At 61.9% G+C, this 19557-nt stretch carries 16 protein-coding genes; 6 read left to right on the forward strand and 10 right to left on the reverse strand.

The window, feature by feature from the left end; genetic code table 11:
• The first annotated feature begins 98 nt into the window (after positions 1-98).
• The 4 genes from AC3ISG_RS20125 to AC3ISG_RS20140 are packed head-to-tail and all read left to right on the forward strand — an operon-like array spanning position 99 to position 6482.
• Complete coding sequence (locus AC3ISG_RS20125; protein WP_489297795.1) at positions 99-1259, forward strand: efflux RND transporter periplasmic adaptor subunit; 1161 nt, start codon at positions 99-101, stop codon at positions 1257-1259.
• The gene (locus tag AC3ISG_RS20130; protein ID WP_489297796.1) at positions 1256-4396 is read left to right on the forward strand and encodes a multidrug efflux RND transporter permease subunit; all 3141 of its coding nucleotides are present in this window, start codon (positions 1256-1258) and stop codon (positions 4394-4396) included. The genes AC3ISG_RS20125 and AC3ISG_RS20130 overlap by 4 nt, the downstream gene beginning before the upstream one ends.
• A 54-nt stretch (positions 4397-4450) precedes the next feature.
• On the forward strand, positions 4451-5128 hold the full coding sequence (locus AC3ISG_RS20135; protein ID WP_489297797.1) for a heavy metal response regulator transcription factor: 678 nt from the start codon (positions 4451-4453) through the stop codon (positions 5126-5128).
• The gene (locus AC3ISG_RS20140) at positions 5118-6482 is read left to right on the forward strand and encodes a heavy metal sensor histidine kinase (RefSeq protein ID WP_122623292.1); all 1365 of its coding nucleotides are present in this window, start codon (positions 5118-5120) and stop codon (positions 6480-6482) included. Before AC3ISG_RS20135 ends, AC3ISG_RS20140 begins: the two co-directional genes overlap by 11 nt.
• A 392-nt stretch (positions 6483-6874) precedes the next feature.
• Here the strand turns inward: AC3ISG_RS20140 and AC3ISG_RS20145 are convergent, their stop codons facing one another.
• Both AC3ISG_RS20145 and AC3ISG_RS20150 read right to left on the reverse strand, forming a co-directional pair.
• Complete coding sequence (locus tag AC3ISG_RS20145; protein ID WP_489297798.1) at positions 6875-7300, reverse strand: hypothetical protein; 426 nt, start codon at positions 7298-7300, stop codon at positions 6875-6877.
• A gap of 267 nt (positions 7301-7567) precedes the next feature.
• Positions 7568-7909 carry a zinc ribbon domain-containing protein YjdM gene (locus AC3ISG_RS20150; protein ID WP_065990097.1) on the reverse strand — a complete coding sequence of 114 codons (342 nt, stop codon included), beginning with the start codon at positions 7907-7909 and terminating at the stop codon, positions 7568-7570.
• Positions 7910-8061: 152 nt separating this feature from the next.
• On the opposite strand from AC3ISG_RS20150, the gene AC3ISG_RS20155 reads away from it, so the two are divergent.
• Positions 8062-8484, forward strand: a complete 423-nt coding sequence (locus AC3ISG_RS20155) for a DUF1810 domain-containing protein (RefSeq protein WP_122534985.1) — start codon at positions 8062-8064, stop codon at positions 8482-8484.
• 24 nt (positions 8485-8508) lie between these two features.
• Here AC3ISG_RS20155 and AC3ISG_RS20160 read toward each other — a convergent pair whose 3' ends face one another.
• The 5 genes from AC3ISG_RS20160 to pmbA all read right to left on the reverse strand — a co-directional run bounded on the left by AC3ISG_RS20160 (position 8509) and on the right by pmbA (position 12456).
• A complete protein-coding gene (locus AC3ISG_RS20160; RefSeq protein WP_489297799.1) occupies positions 8509-9396 on the reverse strand; it encodes a ZIP family metal transporter in 888 nt (295 codons plus the stop codon).
• A 29-nt stretch (positions 9397-9425) separates the two neighbouring features.
• Positions 9426-10037: a superoxide dismutase gene (locus AC3ISG_RS20165; protein ID WP_122534983.1), complete on the reverse strand. Its 612-nt coding sequence runs from the start codon at positions 10035-10037 to the stop codon at positions 9426-9428.
• Between the two features lies 1 nt (position 10038).
• A complete protein-coding gene (locus AC3ISG_RS20170; RefSeq protein ID WP_489297800.1) occupies positions 10039-10500 on the reverse strand; it encodes a DUF2753 family protein in 462 nt (153 codons plus the stop codon).
• An 11-nt stretch (positions 10501-10511) separates the two neighbouring features.
• Positions 10512-10943, reverse strand: a complete 432-nt coding sequence (locus AC3ISG_RS20175) for a FagA protein (RefSeq protein WP_241072716.1) — start codon at positions 10941-10943, stop codon at positions 10512-10514.
• 166 nt (positions 10944-11109) lie between these two features.
• Positions 11110-12456 carry a metalloprotease PmbA gene (gene pmbA / locus AC3ISG_RS20180; RefSeq protein ID WP_122623287.1) on the reverse strand — a complete coding sequence of 449 codons (1347 nt, stop codon included), beginning with the start codon at positions 12454-12456 and terminating at the stop codon, positions 11110-11112.
• Positions 12457-12549: 93 nt separating this feature from the next.
• On the opposite strand from pmbA, the gene yjgA reads away from it, so the two are divergent.
• Positions 12550-13071 carry a ribosome biogenesis factor YjgA gene (yjgA, locus tag AC3ISG_RS20185; protein ID WP_065990105.1) on the forward strand — a complete coding sequence of 174 codons (522 nt, stop codon included), beginning with the start codon at positions 12550-12552 and terminating at the stop codon, positions 13069-13071.
• Between the two features lie 49 nt (positions 13072-13120).
• Here the strand turns inward: yjgA and tldD are convergent, their stop codons facing one another.
• The 3 genes from tldD to AC3ISG_RS20200 all read right to left on the reverse strand — a co-directional run bounded on the left by tldD (position 13121) and on the right by AC3ISG_RS20200 (position 19442).
• Positions 13121-14563 (reverse strand): metalloprotease TldD, encoded by a 1443-nt coding sequence (gene tldD / locus AC3ISG_RS20190; protein ID WP_122623286.1) that lies wholly within the window; start codon positions 14561-14563, stop codon positions 13121-13123.
• A gap of 2 nt (positions 14564-14565) precedes the next feature.
• Positions 14566-15417, reverse strand: a complete 852-nt coding sequence (locus tag AC3ISG_RS20195) for a carbon-nitrogen hydrolase family protein (RefSeq protein WP_489297801.1) — start codon at positions 15415-15417, stop codon at positions 14566-14568.
• Positions 15418-15626: 209 nt separating this feature from the next.
• A complete protein-coding gene (locus AC3ISG_RS20200; RefSeq protein ID WP_489297802.1) occupies positions 15627-19442 on the reverse strand; it encodes a YhdP family protein in 3816 nt (1271 codons plus the stop codon).
• Positions 19443-19557 lie beyond the last annotated feature (115 nt).

The raw sequence follows: 19557 nt of genomic DNA on the forward strand, positions 1-19557 counted from the left end.
ATATTGACAGGTAGCAGTCATTTTGCTGACCGGGTCAAAGGGTTATAAAGGACGCTTCCGGTTACCCGCCCCTTACTCACTGGTTGGCCTGTCCCTGTATGCAGAAGAAGAACAAAGTGGTGGTGCTCGCGACCCTGTTGGTCGTGCTGGTGGGGACAGGCGTCTGGGCAATGACCCGCCCCGCTGCAAAAAAGGTCAGCGCTCCCGTTGCCGTGCCGGTGCGCGTCATCAACGTCATGCAGGAAGACGTGCCCCGTTATGTCACCGGCATAGGCTCGGTGCTGTCGCTGCAAAGCGTGGTGATCCGCCCGCAGGTGGACGGCATCCTGACCAAAGTGCTGGTCAAGGAAGGGCAGCAGGTCAAGGCGGGTGATCTGCTGGCAACCATCGATGATCGCTCGATCCGCGCCGCCCTCGAACAGGCCAAAGCGCTGTTGACCCAGAGCCAGGCGCAGCTGAACGTGGCCAATGTCGACCTCAAGCGCTACAAGCTGCTCACCGTCGACAACAGCATTTCCAGGCAGCAATACGATCAGCAGCAAGCGCTGGTCGACCAACTCAAGGCCACGGCGCTGGGCAATCAGGCGTCGATCAATGCCTCGCAAGTGCAGCTTTCCTACACGCAAATACGCTCGCCCGTGACGGGCCGGGTCGGCATCCGCAACGTCGATGAGGGCAACTTCCTGCGCGTCAGCGATGCGACCGGGCTGTTTTCGGTGACGCAGATCGACCCGGTGTCAGTGGAGTTTTCCCTGCCGCAGCAGATGCTGCCCACGCTGCATGATCTGATTGCTTCCAGCACGCCCGCGCCGGTCAACGCCTACCTCGGCGAAGGGGCGACCGGCACGCTACTGGGTCAGGGCAAGTTGCTGTTGATCGACAATCAGGTGGCCGCTAGCACTGGCACCATCCGCGCCAAGGCGATATTCGACAATGCGCAGGAGAAGCTATGGCCCGGGCAACTGGTGACCGTGCGGATTCAGACCGCCATCGACCGCGGTGCCCTGAAGGTCCCGCCGCAGGTGGTGCAGCGCGGCATCGACCAGCATTACGTGTATCGGATCAAAGGCGACACTGCCGAGGTGGTGCCGGTCAAGGTGCTGTATCAGGACAGCGACCTGATGTTGATCAGCGGGGTGGAGGCCAATGACGTGCTGGTCAGCGACGGTCAGTCGCGCCTGAAAAACGGCACGCGCATCGAGGTGGTCAAGGGTGATCCTGTGGATACCCTGGCCGACGCCACCGGGGCGGCGAAATGAACAGCCGCGGGTCTATTTCCGCCTGGTGCGTCAATCACCCGATCGCCACGGTTCTGCTGACCTTCGCGCTGGTGCTGCTGGGCTGCATCGCTTTCCCTCGCCTGCCAGTGGCGCCGCTGCCGGAAGCCGAATTTCCGACGATTCAAGTCGCGGCCCAGTTGCCCGGCGCCAGCCCGGAAACCATGGCGTCTTCGGTGGCAACGCCGCTGGAAGTGCAATTCAGCGCCATTCCCGGCATGACCCAGATGACCTCGAGCAGCGCACTGGGCTCCACCAACCTGACCCTGCAATTCACCCTTAACAAAAGCATCGACACCGCCGCGCAGGAAGTGCAGGCGGCGATCAACACGGCGGCTGGACGTTTGCCCGCAGACCTGCCGACACTGCCGACCTGGCGCAAGGTCAACCCGGCGGACAGCCCGGTGCTGATCCTCAGCGTCAGCTCGAACCTGATGCCCGGCACCGAACTCAGCGACGTCACCGAATCCCTGCTGGCGCGTCAGTTGAGCCAGATCGATGGCGTCGGACAGGTCAACATCACCGGCCAGCAACGTCCGGCAATTCGCGTCCAGGCGGCACCTGAAAAACTGGCGTCCCTCGGGCTGACCCTCGCCGATCTGCGGGAATCCCTGCAGCAGACCAGCCTCAACCTGGCCAAGGGCGCGCTGTATGGCAAAGACAGCATTTCCACCCTCGCCTCCAACGACCAACTGTTCCAGGCGAAGGACTACGAGCAACTGATCGTTTCCTACAAAGACGGCGCCCCGGTTCACCTGCGTGACGTGGCGAAAGTCATCAACGGTTCTGAGAACGCCTACGTGCGGGCCTGGTCCGGGGATCAACAAGGCGTGAACATCGTGGTGTTCCGCCAGCCCGGCGCGAACATCGTCGAGACGGTCGATCGCGTGCTCGGCCAGTTGCCCAAATTGCAGGAAATGCTCCCGGCGTCGGTGGACGTCTCGGTGCTCAGCGACCGCACCAAAACCATTCGTGCGTCGCTGCATGAGGTGGAGATGACGCTGCTGATTGCCATCGCGCTGGTGATTGCGGTCATGGCGCTGTTCCTTCGCCAGCTCTCTGCGACGCTGATCGTGACTGCGGTGCTGGGGGTGTCCCTCGTCGCCAGTTTCGCGCTGATGTACGTGCTCGGCTTCAGCCTGAATAACCTGACGCTGGTGGCCATCGTGGTGGCGGTGGGGTTTGTCGTCGACGATGCGATTGTCGTGGTGGAGAACATCCACCGACACCTGGAAGCCGGCGAAAGCAAACGCGACGCGGCGATCAAAGGGTCCAGCGAAATCGGCTTTACCGTGGTGTCGATCAGCTTTTCGCTGGTCGCAGCGTTCATTCCGCTGCTGTTCATGGGCGGCGTGGTCGGCAGGCTGTTCAAGGAGTTCGCGCTGACGGCGACGTCGACCATTCTGATCTCGGTGGTGGTCTCGCTGACCCTGGCGCCCACCCTGGCGGCGCTGTTCATGCGCGCGCCGAAGCACGATCCCCACGCCAAACCCGGCTTCGGCGAACGACTGCTGGCGCGGTATGCCCGCGGCGTGCGCTTCGCCCTCGCCCACCAGCGATTGATGATGGGGATATTTGGCCTGACTCTGGTGCTCGCGGTTGTCGGCTATGTGCTGATCCCCAAAGGTTTCTTCCCGGTTCAGGACACCGGCATGGTGCTGGGCACGAGCGAAGCGGCGGCGGATATTTCCTTCCCGGACATGATCGAGAAACACAAACAGCTGGCGAAAATCATCGCGGCCGATCCGGCGGTCAAGGCGTTTTCCCACTCGGTGGGTGTCAGCGGCAGCAACCAGACGATCGCCAACGGCCGTGTGTGGATCGCCCTCAAGGACCGTGCAGACCGTGACGTTTCCGCCAGTCAGTTCATCGACCGGATCCGCCCGAAACTGGCGCAGATCCCCGGCATCGTCCTGTACCTGCGCGCGGGGCAGGACATCAACCTGAGTTCCGGGCCAAGCCGCGCGCAGTACCAATACGTGCTCAAGAGCAACGACGGCGCGCTGCTGAATGTCTGGACGCAGAAGCTGACCGATAAGCTGAAAACACTGCCGGCTTTCCGCGACCTCTCCAACGACTTGCAACTGGGGGGCAGCGTCACGCATCTGGACATCGACCGCAGCGCCGCAGCGCGCTTCGGCCTGACCACGGCGGATGTCGATCAGGCGCTGTACGACGCCTTTGGTCAGCGCCAGATCAACGAATACCAGACCGACATTAACCAGTACAAAGTCATTCTGGAGCTGGAGCCACAACAGCGCGGCAAGGCCGAAAGCCTGAACTACTTTTACCTGCGCTCGCCGCTGACCAATGAAATGGTGCCGCTGTCGGCGCTGGCCAAGGTCGGTGCGCCGAGGATGGGCCCGTTGTCGATTAGCCACGACGGTATGTTCCCGGCCGCCAACCTGTCCTTCAACCTGTCGGCGGGCGTGGCGCTGGGCGATGCCGTGGTGTTGCTCGATCAGGCGAAGAACGAGATCGGCATGCCGGCCTCGATCATCGGCAATTTCCAGGGCGCGGCCCAGGCGTTTCAGAGCTCGCTGGCGAACCAGCCGTGGCTGATTCTCGCCGCGCTGGTGGCGGTGTACATCATTCTGGGCGTGCTGTATGAAAGCTTCGTCCATCCGCTGACGATCATTTCCACCCTGCCCTCGGCCGGTATCGGCGCACTGTTGCTGCTGTGGCTGATGGGTCAGGACTTTTCGATCATGGGCCTGATCGGCATCGTACTGCTGATCGGCATCGTCAAGAAAAACGGCATCCTGCTGGTGGACTTCGCGCTGGACGCCCAGCGCAATCGCGGGATGTCCCCGCGCGACGCTATCTATGAAGCATGTCTGACGCGCTTTCGGCCCATCATCATGACCACGCTGGCCGCATTGCTCGGCGCGCTGCCCTTGATGCTCGGTTATGGTGTCGGCGCTGAACTGCGTCAGCCCTTGGGCATCGCCGTGGTCGGAGGATTGCTGGTGAGCCAGGCGCTGACGCTGTTCACCACGCCGGTGATCTACCTGCAACTGGAGCGCATTTTCCATCGCCGGCGTCCAACGCCAGGCTCGGTAGCACCAGGTTCAACAGTTTCCAGGCCGGCTGCGGCCGACCTGGTTGCAGAAAAATAAGCGGTTGAACCCGAGCACCTAATAAGCAAGCAGCGAAAAAGTGAGCGTGGACCGATGCGTGTCCTGATTATCGAAGACGAAGAGAAAACCGCCGATTACCTGCACCGGGGCCTGACCGAGCAGGGTTACACCACCGACGTCGCGCGCGAAGGCATCGAAGGCCTGCACATGGCGCTGGAAAGCGAATACGCGGTGATCATTCTCGACGTCATGCTGCCGAGACTGGACGGTTATGGCGTGCTGCGCGCCCTGCGTGCGCGTAAACAGACGCCGGTGATCATGCTCACCGCCCGCGAGAACGTCGACGATCGCATCCGCGGCCTGCGCGAAGGCGCCGACGATTACCTGGGCAAGCCGTTCTCGTTTCTGGAACTGGTGGCGCGTTTGCAAGCCCTGACCCGGCGCAGCGGCGGTCACGAGCCGGTGCAGATCAGCGTCGCCGATTTGTGGATCGACCTGATCAGCCGCAAGGCCACGCGGGCCGGCGTGCGTCTGGACCTCACCGCCAAGGAGTTTTCGCTGCTCAGCGTACTGGCGCGGCGTCAGGGGGAAATCCTGTCGAAGACGTCGATTGCCGAGATGGTCTGGGACGTGAATTTCGACAGCGATGCCAACGTCGTCGAAGTCGCGATCAAACGCCTGCGCGCCAAGCTCGACGGGCCGTTTGAGCAGAAACTGCTGCACACCATTCGCGGCATGGGTTACGTGCTGGAGAGCCGTCGTGTCGACTAACTCCATCGCCCTGCGCCTGAGCGGCATGTTCGCCCTCGTGGCGCTGCTGGTGTTTCTGCTAATCGGCTGGGCGCTCTACCTGCAAGTGGATAAAAGCCTCGGCCTGCTGCCGGAAGCGGAGGTCGACGCCCGCTACAGCGTGCTCGAATCCGCCGTGCAGCGTTACGGAAACCCGGAACACTGGGCCAAGATCAACGCCAAGCTCAGGCTGCTCAGCGAGGAAGACAAGCGCCTGCGCTTCTGGGTGGTCAGCGACAACCCGACCTACGAATTCGGCGACCCGGACGCCGAGATCCGTGCCTTCGCCAACGGTCCGCTGGGCATGCGCGACTTGAACCTGAGGGGCCATGATTACCCGTTCAAGGTGCTGGTCAGTCAGTTCCCGGCGAAAGATCAACGCCCGCCGCTGCGTTTTCTGACAGCGGTCGACACCGAAACCTTCTGGCAGACCCAACATTCCCTGCTGATCGCGCTGATCAGTCTGGCGGCCATCGGCATCCTGCTCGCGTCTGCATTGGGTTACTGGGTGGCGCGCATCGGCCTGAAACCGCTGACGGAGTTGTCACTGGAGGCGCGCAAGCTGACGCCGCCACGACTGAGCGGGCGCCTGAAGTTGTCGCCGCTGCCGCCGGAACTGGATCAGTTCGTGACCTCCTTCAACTCAACGCTGGATCGAGTGGAGCAGGCGTATTCGCGGCTGGAGTCGTTCAACGCCGACGTTGCCCACGAATTGCGCTCGCCGCTGACCAATCTCATCGGCCAGACCCAAGTGGCGCTGACCCGAGGGCGATCCGCCGAGCATTACTTCGAGGTGCTGCAATCCAATCTCGAAGAGCTCGAACGGCTGCGCTCGATCATCAATGACATGTTGTTTCTCGCCAGCGCCGATCAGGGCAGCAAGGCCACGCAACTGACCCAGGCCTCGCTCGCCCAAGAGGTGGCGAAGACCCTGGATTATCTGGATTTCATACTCGAGGACGCCCAGGTCCAGGTTGAAGTGCGCGGTGATGCCAACGCGCCGATCGAAACCGCGCACTTGCGCCGGGCGCTGATCAATCTGCTGCACAACGCGGTGCAGCACACCTCGCCGGGGCAGTTGATTCAGGTGGATATTCGCGATGAGGGCGATCACGTCAGTATTGGCGTGACCAATCCCGGCGCGCCGATTGCTGGCGAGCATCTGCCGAAACTGTTCGAGCGCTTCTATCGCGTCGACGCCTCGCGCAGCAACAGCGGCGCCAACCACGGGCTGGGCCTGGCGATCGTCAAAGCCATCGCCCTGATGCACGGCGGCACCGTGTTCGTGCGCAGTGAGCATGGGGTGAATACGTTCGGGATCAATTTGCCGAGCTGAGGCGCAGACGTGTCACCCCACTATGACCGTTGCCACGCTCCGCATGCTAACGCCTTCGGGGATGCTCCGCGTCTCCCAACTACATGGCGGCTTGCAGTTAACGGTGGGAGTGACCGGGGTAGCACTCCACAGGCGCGGAGCATCATGAGCGGCATTCCCACGCGGAGCGTGAGGAACGATCACAGCGCACGATAGCGAGTCCGCTTGGATCGCACCTACCGACTAAGCTCTGCGCTTTTTCAACTCGCGCCTCAAACGCGCGTTGTCCACCACAAGCGACACAACTATCAAAGTGCTTAGTAGCTCAAAGCCGTTCAGACCGACGTAGTGCCAGAAAACCCATGCGGCATAGGCGACGATCACAGCGACTGTCAGCAGCAAGATTGAGTCTTTCACACTACATGTCCCAAGAATCGATAACTGGTTTTGCCCGGAGTGGCGGCTTGGTAAATGCCTGGATACATGTGTAAGCAATGGATCAGCCAGTCAGTCCTAAGGTTATGGGATTGGGCGGTGAGAAGCACGTCGGACAAAGTCGCGCCATTACCAAGCACCCTTCCGGTAGCAACGGCAATGCTTCCAATCACCGCACCCAAATAGAACGCCGCCGAGCATGCTCCGACGATTGCAAGCTGCTCTAATCTGGTACCCGCGCGCAGAAGCTCATTAATGGTCACTTTTTTACCGAATTTCTCAACTTGGCTGAGAAGCGTCGTCGCTGTCGCAACCGCGCTCGTGACAGAGCCAAAAAGCGATTGAGGCGCAGGCAGCCCCATGCTCTCCATGTTTTCTTTGAAGTACTGGTAGAAATCTGACATCGAAGCAATTCCCGCATAGCCAATCCAAGGCGGCATAGGCTATGGGACTAGCGACGGGATGGATGGGCAGCAATGCCACTCTGATGGTGGGAAGTTTCCGAATCACCAAGAGGATCAGGCCTACATAATTGCGACATTCGTCCCAAGTCCGCGCCAACATTGAGGGGACGCGGAGCGTCATGCGCGGCATTCCCACGCGGAGCGTGAGGAACGATCAGCAGGCCAACCGTGAGGGACGATCAACCTGCCGATCAGGCCGGCCGGCGATCAACCCTTCTTCACAAACTCGGACTTCAACTTCATCGCGCCGATGCCGTCGATTTTGCAGTCGATGTCGTGATCGCCGTCCACCAGGCGGATGTTTTTCACCTTGGTGCCGACCTTGACCACCAGCGACGAGCCCTTGACCTTCAGGTCCTTGATGACCGTGACGGTGTCGCCGTCCTGCAGGGTGTTACCCACTGCGTCCTTGATGACCTTGGTGTCATCGCCCGCTTCGGCGCTGGCGCCATCAGCCGACCACTCGTGGGCGCATTCCGGGCACACGAGCTGGCTGCCATCTTCGTAGGTGTACTCGGAACTGCATTTTGGGCACGGCGGTAAGCTCACGGCGGATCTCGCATCAGATGAATAGGCGCAGGATTATAAGGGTTTTTATCCACCTGGGGAGTCGGCGCCTCAAAGAGCTGGAAACATCGCCTGCTGCTGTAGTCTCAATCTCAGGAACGGCGGGGTGCCGTGGTCATAACGAGGGGAGTGAAATGAGCGATCCATTTGACCTGCAGCGATTTGTCGAGGCGCAAGCGTCAATGCATGAACGCGCATTGGCGGAACTCAAATCCGGGCGCAAACAGTCGCACTGGATGTGGTTCGTCTTCCCGCAGCTGGCCGGCCTGGGCCACAGCGACATGGCCCGGCGGTATGGCATCAGTGGGCGTGAAGAGGCGATCGCTTATGTGCAGCATCCGGTATTGGGTGATCGGCTAGCGCGTTGCTGCGAAGCGTTGCTTCAATGGGAAGACCGCAGCGCCACGCAGATCATGGGTTCACCGGATGACATGAAGCTGCGATCAAGCATGACGCTGTTTGCAGCGGTCGCGCCGGACACGCCGGTGTTTCAGCAAGTGCTTGAGGCGTTTTTTGATGGCGAGCCAGATGCCGTGACGCTGTCGAAGCTGGGCTGAGGCAGACCTTCACCTGCGCGCTCCTCAGGCCAGCGCGGTGTCCATCACCATCATCAGGCAGAATCCGACCAGCAATCCGAAGCTCGCGATCTTTTCGTGACCATTGCGACGGGATTCGGGGATGATTTCGTGGGTCACCACCAGCAGCATCGCCCCGGCCGCCAACGCCAGGCCCACCGGCAACAGCAACGCGGCCACTTCCACCAGCCAGGCGCAAAGCACCGCGAACACCGGCTCGACCAACCCGGACGCCGCGCCGATCAGAAACGCCTTGAGCCGCGACATGCCGGCCGACGCCAGCACCAGCGCGATAACCAGTCCTTCCGGGACGTCCTGCAAAGCGATGCCCATCGCCAAGCTGTCGGCATGGGCCAGACCGCCGCCTGCCGACACCCCCACTGCCATGCCTTCCGGAATGTTGTGGGCAATGATGGCAATCACAAACAGCCAGATGTTCGAAGGGATCCCCGGCTTCCCGGCCACCTCCGATAACTGCGGCCCTCTGGAAACCAGCGTATCCACCAGAAACAAACCCGCCGCCCCGAGCAGTATCCCGAAGCTGACCAAGGCTCCGGCGCCCCATGGGGTAAAGCCCAAGTCATGAGCCGCACCCAGGCCCGGCACGATCAACGAAAAGGCTGTCGCCGCCAGCATGATGCCGGCGCCGAAACCCAGCAGGCCGTCGGACACCGCCACCGGCATGCCACGGATCACCAGCACCGGCACGGCCCCCAGCGCGGTGCCCAACGCACAGATGGCGCCGCCTTCCAGCGCTCGTAACATTCTGGGCTCAAGCGCCACCCACGAGAGACCCTGGGCCACCAGCAACGCTGTGCCAACGATGACCAGAATCAAGCCCAATGCCAGGCGCAATAACCGCACGCTGCCGAGAGCCAGTATGTCCGAGCGCATAAATCGCCTTATCCGAGTTCTGGGAGTTTTCAGCCGAGTGCTGCTGCGTAGCGCCTGGCAACTTCATCCCAGTTGACGACGTTGTAGAACGCGGCGATGTATTCCGGCCGACGGTTCTGGTAGCGCAGGTAATAAGCGTGCTCCCAGACGTCCAGCCCGAGGATCGGCGTGTTGCCGTTCATGAGGGGGCTGTCCTGATTGCCGCTGCTTTCTACCACGAGCTTTTTGTCAGGGGTGACGCTCAGCCAGGCCCAGCCGCTGCCGAAACGTGTCAGCGCCGCCTTGGTGAAGGCATCTTTGAACGCTTCGAATCCGCCCAGTTGCCCGTCGATCGCTGACGCCAGCGCACCGCTTGGCACGCCGCCGCCCTGGGCGCTCATCACTTCCCAGAATAGAGAGTGGTTGGCATGACCGCCGCCCTGATTGATGACCGCCGGGCGCATTTTTTCAGGAAGCTCGGCGACGCTGGCGACCAACCTCTCGATGGGCCACTCGGCGTATTCAGTGCCGTCGACCGCCGCGTTGAGGTTATTGACGTAGGTCTGGTGGTGCTTGCTGTAGTGGATTTCCATGGTCTGAGCATCGATGTGGGGTTCGAGCGCATCGTAGGCGTAGGGCAAAGCTGGCAACGTAAAGGGCATGTCAGTGGACTCCGAACGAGAGGGTGCCGGCACGAGCAGCAGAGTGCTGAAGCGCCGAGCGGGAATGTTCGCCATTGCTGTTGAGCAGGCGTTGGGTACGTGGGTACTCGCCGTATTGGCCGACGAAACCCAAGAGTTCGCTGTAGGTTTTATTACTGTGTCGCAGCGCTGCCTGTCGCAGGGCCGGTGCCATTTGCGGGTCTTGAATCACATTCAACAGCCGCTGATGGACGGTGCAGAGGTATTCGGCGCTCTCCTCCGACTGACCCAGACTCAAGTGAAGATCCGCCAGGTTGTGATGAGAAATCACGTACGCCGCCACGGCTTCATCGGCGACGCGCCATCGGTCGAGCAGCACTTGCGCCAGGGCGAGAGCCTGCAGGTACAGCTCGCGCGCATCGATCAGGTCGCCTCGGTTGAAGCAACTGTTACCGCTCAGGATGGTACGTTTCCATTGCTCCATGGCGCAGGTCCTCACGGGTGGCGCCGGCGATCAGATGCCGTCGGCAGGGCGTTTTGCGGATTCGATGGCGCGGGTTCTGCCAGAGGCATCGACGGCAGCAGCGCGCAGGTCGCAAGGCTCCGGGCGAAAGCCTGGACGCGTTGCTGTTGCGCAACCGACTCGGCGAGCGACTGCATGTCACGCAGCGGACGCCATGCCTGATCCAGGCACAGGCATCGCCAGTGCCAGGGCAGTGCGGTGTCGTTGGCGGTGTCGAGCAGCAGGCGGAAGGTGCTTTCACAGATGAGGGATTTGGGCGTGGCGGTAAAGCGCGCCAGATAGCGGCCTTCCGCAAGGTAGTGTTCGATGAGCCGCGGCTCGTCCGGATCCAGCGCGCAACGAATCCGCAGACTCAATGCGCGCCAGTGCTCCAGGTACGGCGACTCGTGCAGAACAGTGCCCATGACCAAGGCCCACCTAACGAATGAGATTCATTATTAAATGAGTTTAAGAATCAAAACAACCCCGCCGATGGATTGAGTTAACGCGCTGAGCCAAAACACGCCCATTAAAAAGGCCCGCACCGGGATCGGGGCAGGCCTTGGGATGAAGCGGTGAAACACAGCGAACTTAGCTACCCGCCACCATCATTTTCTCGATCAGCACGGAACCTGTGCGGATGTTGCTGCGCAACTCCAGATCGCTGCCCACGGCGACGATCTGCTTGAACATGTCGCGCATGTTGCCGGCAATGGTCACTTCCTGAACCGCGAACTGGATCTCGCCGTTCTCGACCCAGAAACCCGCCGCACCGCGGGAGTAATCGCCGGTGACCATGTTCAGGCCGCTGCCCATCAACTCGGTGACCAGCAGCCCGCGCCCCATTCGGCGGATCAGTGCTGCCTGGTCTTCGGTGCCATGGCTGACGAACAGGTTATGCACGCCACCGGCGTTCGCGGTGCTCGGCAGGCCGAGTTTGCGGCCTGAATAGGTGCTGAGGATGTAGGAAACCAGATCGCCATTTTCGACAAACGGCTTGGCGTAGGTCGCCAGGCCATCGCCGTCGAACGCAGAACTGCCCATGGCGCCGACCAGATGGGGGCGCTCATCGATGGTCATCCACTCGGGGAACAGACGCTGACCGATCGCGCCTTCGAGGAACGACGATTTGCGGTACAGGTTGCCGCCGGAAATCGCGCCCATGAAACTGCCGAACAGACCGCCCGCCAGTTCTGCCGAGAACAGCACCGGCACTTCGCAGGTCGGCACCGGCCTTGCGCCCAGTCGACTCGCCGCGCGTTCGGCAGCTTTCTGGCCAATCAGTGTGGCGTCCATCAACAGCTCGCCACGACGGTTGACGTCATACCAGTAGTCGCGCTGCATCTGCCCCTCGCCTTCGGCGATCATCACGCAGCTCAGGCTGTGGCGGGTCGACGCGTAGCCGCCGATGAAACCGTGACTGTTGCCATACACGCGGCAGCCCTGATGCACGTTCAGCGTGGTGCCGTCGGCGTTCTTGATCCGGCTGTCGGCGTCGAAGGCAGCGGCTTCACAGATCAGCGCGCGCTCGATTGCCTGCTCGGGAGTGATGTCCCACGGGTGATAAAGATCAAAATCCGGCTGGTCTTTCGCCATCAGCGCAGCGTCGGCGAGACCTGAGGCCTCGTCTTCCGACGTGTGTTTGGCGATGGCCAGGGCGGCGGCAACGGTTTCACGAATGGCGTCGGGGCCGCTCGCGGAGGTGCTGGCCGAACCCTTGCGATGGCCCATGTACAAGGTGATGCCGAAACCCTGATCACGGTTGAATTCGACCGTCTCGACTTCGCGCTGGCGAACCGTGGTGGACAGGCCCTGCTCCAGCGATACGGCGACTTCGCACGCGGTCGCGCCCTGACGCTTGGCTTCAGCGACGATCTGCTCGACCTGCTGCTGCAATGCCGGCAAAGCCTGCGGGCCGACGCTTTCTGATGCACTCATGACGTTCTCCATCAAATTCTGATTTCAGCAGCCGGGCCGGACAACCGGGCCCTGACTGGTTATCATGGCGGCGTTTATTTGCGGACGGCCCCCATGGTTGATTCTTACGACGACTCCTTCGACGGAGAGAAAAGCAAAACCCAGGTCAAACGAGAGCTTCACGCTCTGGTGGAGCTGGGCGAACGCTTGACGACATTCAAGCCCGATGTGCTGGCCAAGCTGCCTCTGACCGACCCTCTGCGTCGGGCACTGGCCGATGCTCCCAAGCACACCGCGCACATTGCGCGCAAACGCCACATCCAATTTATCGGCAAGCTGATGCGCGATCAGGATCTGGATGAAATCCTGGTGCTGCTCGATCAGCTTGACGCCTCTACGCGCCAGTACAACGAGCGCTTTCACAACCTGGAACGCTGGCGTGATCGCCTGGTGACCGGCACTGACGACGTGCTCGAGCAATTCGTCAGTGAATACCCGGACGCCGACCGCCAGCAACTGCGCTCGCTGATCCGTCAGGCTCAGCACGAAGCTGCGCAGAACAAGGCCCCTACCGCGACCCGCAAAATCTTCAAATACATCCGCGAGCTAGACGAAAGCAAACGCGGACTGCGCTAGAACCGCTGCGCCGATTGAGTCACTCAACCGGCGCAAGCCCCCTCGACTCTCAAGCCCCGCCAGTGCCGCCAACGGTGATCGCATCGATCTTCAGCGTGGGCTGACCGACGCCGACCGGAACCGATTGACCGTCTTTGCCGCACGTGCCAACGCCGCTGTCCAGTGACAGATCGTTGCCCACCATCGACACGCGGCTCATGCATTCCGGGCCGTTGCCAATCAGCGTCGCACCTTTGACCGGCGCGGTGATTTTGCCGTCTTCGATCAGATAGGCCTCGCTGGTGGAGAAGACGAACTTGCCGCTGGTGATGTCCACCTGTCCACCGCCGAGGTTGGCGCAGTAGATGCCGCGCTTGACCGAGGCGATGATTTCCGCCGGATCGCTCTGGCCGCCGAGCATGTAGGTGTTGGTCATGCGCGGCATCGGCAGGTGCGCGTAGGACTCGCGACGACCGTTACCCGTACGCGCCACGCCCATCAGCCGTGCGTTGAGCTTGTCTTGCATGTAGCCCTTGAGCACGCCGTTTTCGATCAGCGTGGTGCACTCGGTCGGGGTGCCTTCGTCATCGACGGTGAGAGAACCGCGGCGATCGGCCAGGGTGCCGTCATCGACGATGGTGCAGAGCTTGGACGCGACCATCTCGCCCATGCGGCCACTGTAAGCCGAACTGCCCTTGCGATTGAAGTCGCCTTCAAGGCCGTGGCCGACGGCTTCGTGCAGCAGCACGCCGGACCAGCCCGAGCCCAACACCACTGGCAAGGTGCCCGCCGGGGCCGGGATGGCTTCGAGATTGACCAGCGCCTGACGCAGCGCTTCGCGGGCATAGCCCATGGCACGGTCGTCGCTGAGGAAATAACGGTAATCGGTACGACCGCCGCCGCCATGCCCGCCGCGCTCACGACGGCCGTTCTGCTCGACGATCACGCTGACGTTGAAGCGCACCAGCGGACGCACGTCGGCGGCAAGACCGCCATCCGTTGAGGCCACAAGAATGCGTTCCCAGACACCGGCCATGCTCACGGTGACCTGCTGAATACGCGGGTCCAGCGCACGGGTGGCGGCGTCGACGCGCTTGAGCAGCTCGACCTTCTCGGCGCGGGTCATGACTTCCAGCGGGTTGTCCGGTGCATACAGCTGGGCGACGTCCTGAGTGGTGAACGCTTGAACTTGGCCATTCTGACCCGCACGGGAAATCGAGCGAGCGGCACGGGCCGCCTGGGTCAGTGCTTCAGGGGTGATGGCGTTGCTGTAGGCGAAGCCGGTTTTCTCACCCGATTGCGCGCGGACGCCGACGCCCTGGTCCAGGTTGAAACTGCCTTCTTTGACGATGCCGTCTTCCAGCGCCCAGGACTCGGAAATCTGCCCCTGAAAATACAGGTCGGCCGCGTCAATGCCGGGGCCGGCCAGCTCGCCGAGCACCGATTGCAGGCTGTCGATGCTCAGGCCGCCGGGTGCCAGAAGGTGTTCGCTGACAGAGGACAAGTGGCTCATATTCACTCCGGGGTATTGGCAGGTCGCACGGCGGCCTGCGAAAAAAATCGCCGGTGATTCGATACCGGCATGCGCGCCCGTATGGACGCTTGTTCTACGCTGTCTCGTTCGGCCAGCAGCACGGCTTCACCCTGTGTCTGCTCGGCCATCACGCGGCCCCATGGATCTATGATCGCCGCGTGCCCAAATGTTTCTCTCGGTCCCGGATGAATTCCACCTTGCGCGGCCGCCAGTATGTAGCACTGGGTTTCGATGGCGCGGGCGCGCAGCAGAATCTCCCAGTGCGCCGCGCCGGTCACCGCGGTGAAGGCAGACGGCGCGCTGATCAATTCAGCCCCCGCTTCCCGCAGCGCAGTGTACAGCTCGGGAAAACGCAGGTCGTAACACACCGAAAGCCCCAGACGCCCAACGGGTGTGTCGGCCACCACCACGTTGTTGCCATGGGCGTAATCGTCGGATTCCCGGTAGCGCCCTCTCGCATCGGCGACATCGACATCGAACAGATGCAGCTTGTCGTAACGCGCGACTTGCTGGCCCTGATCGTCAATCAGCAGCGAACACGCCGTGACTTTGCCATCAGGCTGACCCTCAGGGGGCAGCGGCAATGTCCCGGCAACTATCCATAATGTGAGGTCGCGAGCAGCCAGTTTCAACCATGGCAGGATCGGTCCTTCACCAAGGGCCTCGGCGCGGCCGATGGCAGCCACATCACGACGGCCCATGGCAGCGAAGTTTTCCGGGAGCACGGCCAGCTTCGCACCCGACGCTGCGGCCTGTTCCAGCAACCTGCGCGCCTGGGCCAGATTGCCGAGCACATCGCTCTGGCTGACCATCTGAATGACTGCAAAGGACATAAGCGCTCCCTGATCGATAGAACTGCACTCTACTCCAGGCACCGATGATTGGTGCTTGTTCGACAGTCCCAATTCGACAGCCAACCGCAGTGGACCGGCTTTAGGCGGGAAGGCGGCGGGTGTTGCACCGCAGAACTCAGCCACGGGGGACAGATTAATTTACGGTGAAGCGCTGTAAATAAATCAGTCCCCTTGGGATTGCACTGTGATTACTGCGGTTTCTCGAACGGTTTGTCGAAGGTGATCTTGGGTTCTTTCCATGGTCCTTCAACCTTGTACTGCACGCTGGCGAAGCGCGATACGCGATCCCCGAGCAGCTTGTCGACGAGAAACAACGCGCCGCCGATTGCTGGCGCGCCGACGATCAACGCGGCAATCGGCAGGTTATTGGTCACCGGCAGCGTGACCAAAAGCTTGGCGTCGACGCGGTCGCGGACCATGTCCAGCGTGCCGTCGAGCTCCAGATTGGTGGACGGGCCGGTCATGGTGATCGGATCGCGAGTGACGTAGACACCATCGCTCGCCACCAACAGCCCCTTCACCTTGTCGTAGCTCAGGCCCTTGCCCAGCAGGTCGGAGAAGTCCAGGCGCAGACGCCGGCCAATCGAATTGAAGTTCAGCAGGCCGAACACCCGCAACGCCTGCGCGCCGCCCTCGACCTCAACGAACTGGCCATTCTTCAGCGTCGCATCCAGGCTGCCGGAGTAACGCTTCAAGCCTACCCACGCGGGCGAGCCCGGCCAGCGACCGTCAGCGTTCAGCTCGAATTCCTGACTGGTAACGGTGGGCGCGAAACCCCAGGCTTTCAGCACGTCAGCGAGATTCTTGCCGCTCACCTGGCCCTTGAACCAACTGCTGGTCGTCCCCGGCGTACCTTCCCAGCCGCCGTTGCCCAGCAGCGCGATGCCCTTGAGGCCCAGATTCATGTCGGCCATCTGGATGCCGTTCGGCGTCGGGCGGACCTTGAGCGACCACGCGCCCATCAATTGATCGCCCTGAAACAGCTGGGTGATCTTGATGTTCAGCGCAGGGATCTTGCGCGGGTCCACGTCCGCCAACGGGTCCGGCGCGTTTTCAACGACCGCCGCGGTCGGGTCCGGCGCCGGCAAGCGCACATACAGCAGGCTGATGTCGATGGGCGCAGTCTTGCTGTCCGGCAACGTTGCCGTGCCTTTCACCTTCGAGCTGTCCAGCGACAGGGCCCATGCGGCGCTGCTGCGTTGAAGCTGAACCCCCACCTGCTCCAGGGTCGTGCCCATCGCGGTCAGCTTGCCGATCTGCAAATCGACGCTGTTGAGTAACTGCTTGGCGCTGCCGCCCGGGTCATTGCCAGCGTAGCGCTCAGCCATGGCTTGCCAGGGCGCGATGTCCAGTTCCGGCAACGAGCCGCGAACGCGCAGGCCCTTGCTGTCCGGCACGATCGCCCCGCCTTCGCCGAGGAACAGCTCGCCACGCCCGTCAGCAAACGCGCCCGGCGGTGATGCGAACGCGAGGTTAGCGATGTTGCCGTAGCCGACGTCAATGCGACGCTCCGGCCCTTGCAGGTTCATGCGGAAATCGGTGTCGCGCGTCTCATCAGCGGTTTTGCCGAACGGCGCCGGCAGATCGACCGCCAGCCCTTTCAGATTCGAGTTGATCTGCAGCTGACTAGCGTTGCCGCTCAACGTCAACTGCAACTGATAGGGCAGATCCCCCGAGATCGGCAGTGGCTGCGTAACGCCCAGCCAATCGGTCAGGCGTTTGCTGGCGATCTGGCTGCTGGCGGTGATGCGCGTCACCGGCGCCCCCGGCTTGCCTTCGGCAAAAATCTCGGCGTTCACCGACTTGTCGATCGCGACGGCCTTGATGTTCTTGCCGCTCAAGCCTTTGGTGTAATCGAATCGGAAGTCGCCCCGCAGTTGCGTCAGCTCCAGCACCGGATCAGCGAGCTTGAGCCGCGCGCTGTCGGTACTGAAATCCATCACGACCTTGGGGTCCTGACCCTTGACCAGGGGAATATCCAGATTGAGATGCCCCTGCAACGGCCCTTCCGCCTGCCAGCCCGCAAAGGTCTGGGCGGTGCCGATCGGCGCTTCCTGAAGAATCTTCATACCGTCCTGGAGGCTGCCTTTCAGATCTGCATCCACCAACAGATGGCTGGACTGGCCCGCCGGCACGTGGGGAATGTCCACATCGACGTTGCTGACCTGAGTGTTCAGCAATTGACCTTTGTTGGCACGAATGCGCACGCCGCTGTTCTCGACGAACACATCGCCGTCGACATTGTTCAGCTGCGGCCATCCCGGCTGGAAGGCCAGGCTCGCGTTGCGCACCTTGAAGAACAGGCTGATGACCCGGGCCACATCAGGCGCGTCCTTGTTGATCGAGCCTTGGTACTGGAAGAAACCCTGATCGACGTTGCCCCCCAGAATCGCGGTGCGCAGCCACTGATCGAGGGCCGGGCTGAGCACGGCGGGCAAATACTTGGAGGTGTAGCGACCGTCGCCGTCGACCAGCCCGACGCGCAGGTCCATGTAGTCTTCCTGGCTGTGATCGAAGTGCAGGCGGATCAGGAAATCACTGGCAATGCTGCCCTCTTCCCCCTCGACCTTGATGTACGGCGCAATCAGCGTGAAGCCCTGATCGTCCAGCGACCACGTCAGCTTTGCATTGGCATGAAGGTACTTCCATTCGTTACGGAAGATCGGGTCCAGATGCAGCATGAAATCGTCGGTGTCGAGGCGCAGTTCGCCCTGGCCGAGATCACCGCTAATGGCACCGCTGACGTTCCCCGCCGCCGGCGCGCCGTGGTAGGCGTCGAACCCGACCTTGTCCAGATTGGCGGCGAAGCTCAATCGCTTGGGCGGCTCGGCGTGCGGTCGGTAATCGACCAGCACGTTGCGCAGCCCGCCGGTGACTTTCAGGCGGTCGACCGCCACCATGACTTTGTCGGGCAACGGTGCCAGTGAGTCGAGCAGCGGCGTGATTGGCGTCAGATCAAGCCGGTCAGCCTGAACGTGCCACAGTTCTTCGGCGTCGGCCGTCGCGGCGGTCTGCTGCAGGTGAACGTGACTTTCCCAACGCTTGCTGTTCAGGTCCATCGCCAACGGGTCGAGCGTGGCGCTAAAGCCTTTTTCGTCGCGCTGAAACCAGGCATTGAGGGCAAGATTATCGATGCTTGCAGGTTTGCGGTCGGCGTACGCGCCTTTGAACTGCGGCGCATTCAGGCGCGCAACCGCGCTCTGAAGATTGCCTTTGCCCCAGTTCAGCCACAACTCACCGCCAGCCTTGAGCTTCTGGATCTTCCAGTTGCGGGTCAGGCTCTTCGGCAGCCACTTCGACCAGTCGCTTTGCGGGAGACTCAGGTACGCTTCGGCCGCGCCGTCGCGCCACTCGTGGGCGCGGACAGTAGAGCGAACGTTCAGCGACAGCGGCTGGCCGTCAGGCAGGTTCAAGCGGGCGTCGAGGCGCTGATGCAGGCTGCCGGTCTTCAGCGTCAGGCTCACGTAGGTCAGCGTCAGAGGCGAGTGGTCATACGGCTGCAAGGTGATTTGGCTGTCGAACAGCGACAGCTGCGAAACCATCTGCATCTGGTTGAGGATTTTCTCGGGATCGGCAATCTGGTCGGGCTGCACCGGAAGCCCTTGCAGTGCCCAATGGCCGTTCTGGTCTTCTTTCAGGCCGATCTGCAGGCCGTCCAGCTCAAGCCGTTCGAGGCGGACTTCGCGGGTCCGCAAACTGGCAAGCAGGTCCGGCATGGCCCGAACATGGTCAAGGCGAACAGCGTTGCCGCCTTCACCGATCATCACGTCACGCGCAACGAAGACGGGGGCGAAGCCGCTCCAGCTGCCCTCCAGTCGGCCAATGCTTACCGGCATGCCCAGCGCGGCCTGAGCCTTGGCTTCGACGTCGGCGCGGTATTCGGCCACCATCGGGACCAACTGGCGTCCGACGCTCACGTAAAGCGCAACCAGCACTACGACGAGGGCGCACAGGCTCAGCCCCCAACGGGTCAGCACAGCCAGAAAGCGGGTCAGACGCTCCATGCCGCAGCGCCTCCGCAAAAACTGCCTGCAAGCGGAATCCGGCCCAATCGTGCAGGTGCGGGTACGTCCAGGTTGTGCTCAATCGCCACGCGGTGTTCTCTTTGGACGGCATCCG

Source organism: Pseudomonas sp. GL_135 (genome assembly GCF_057834665.1).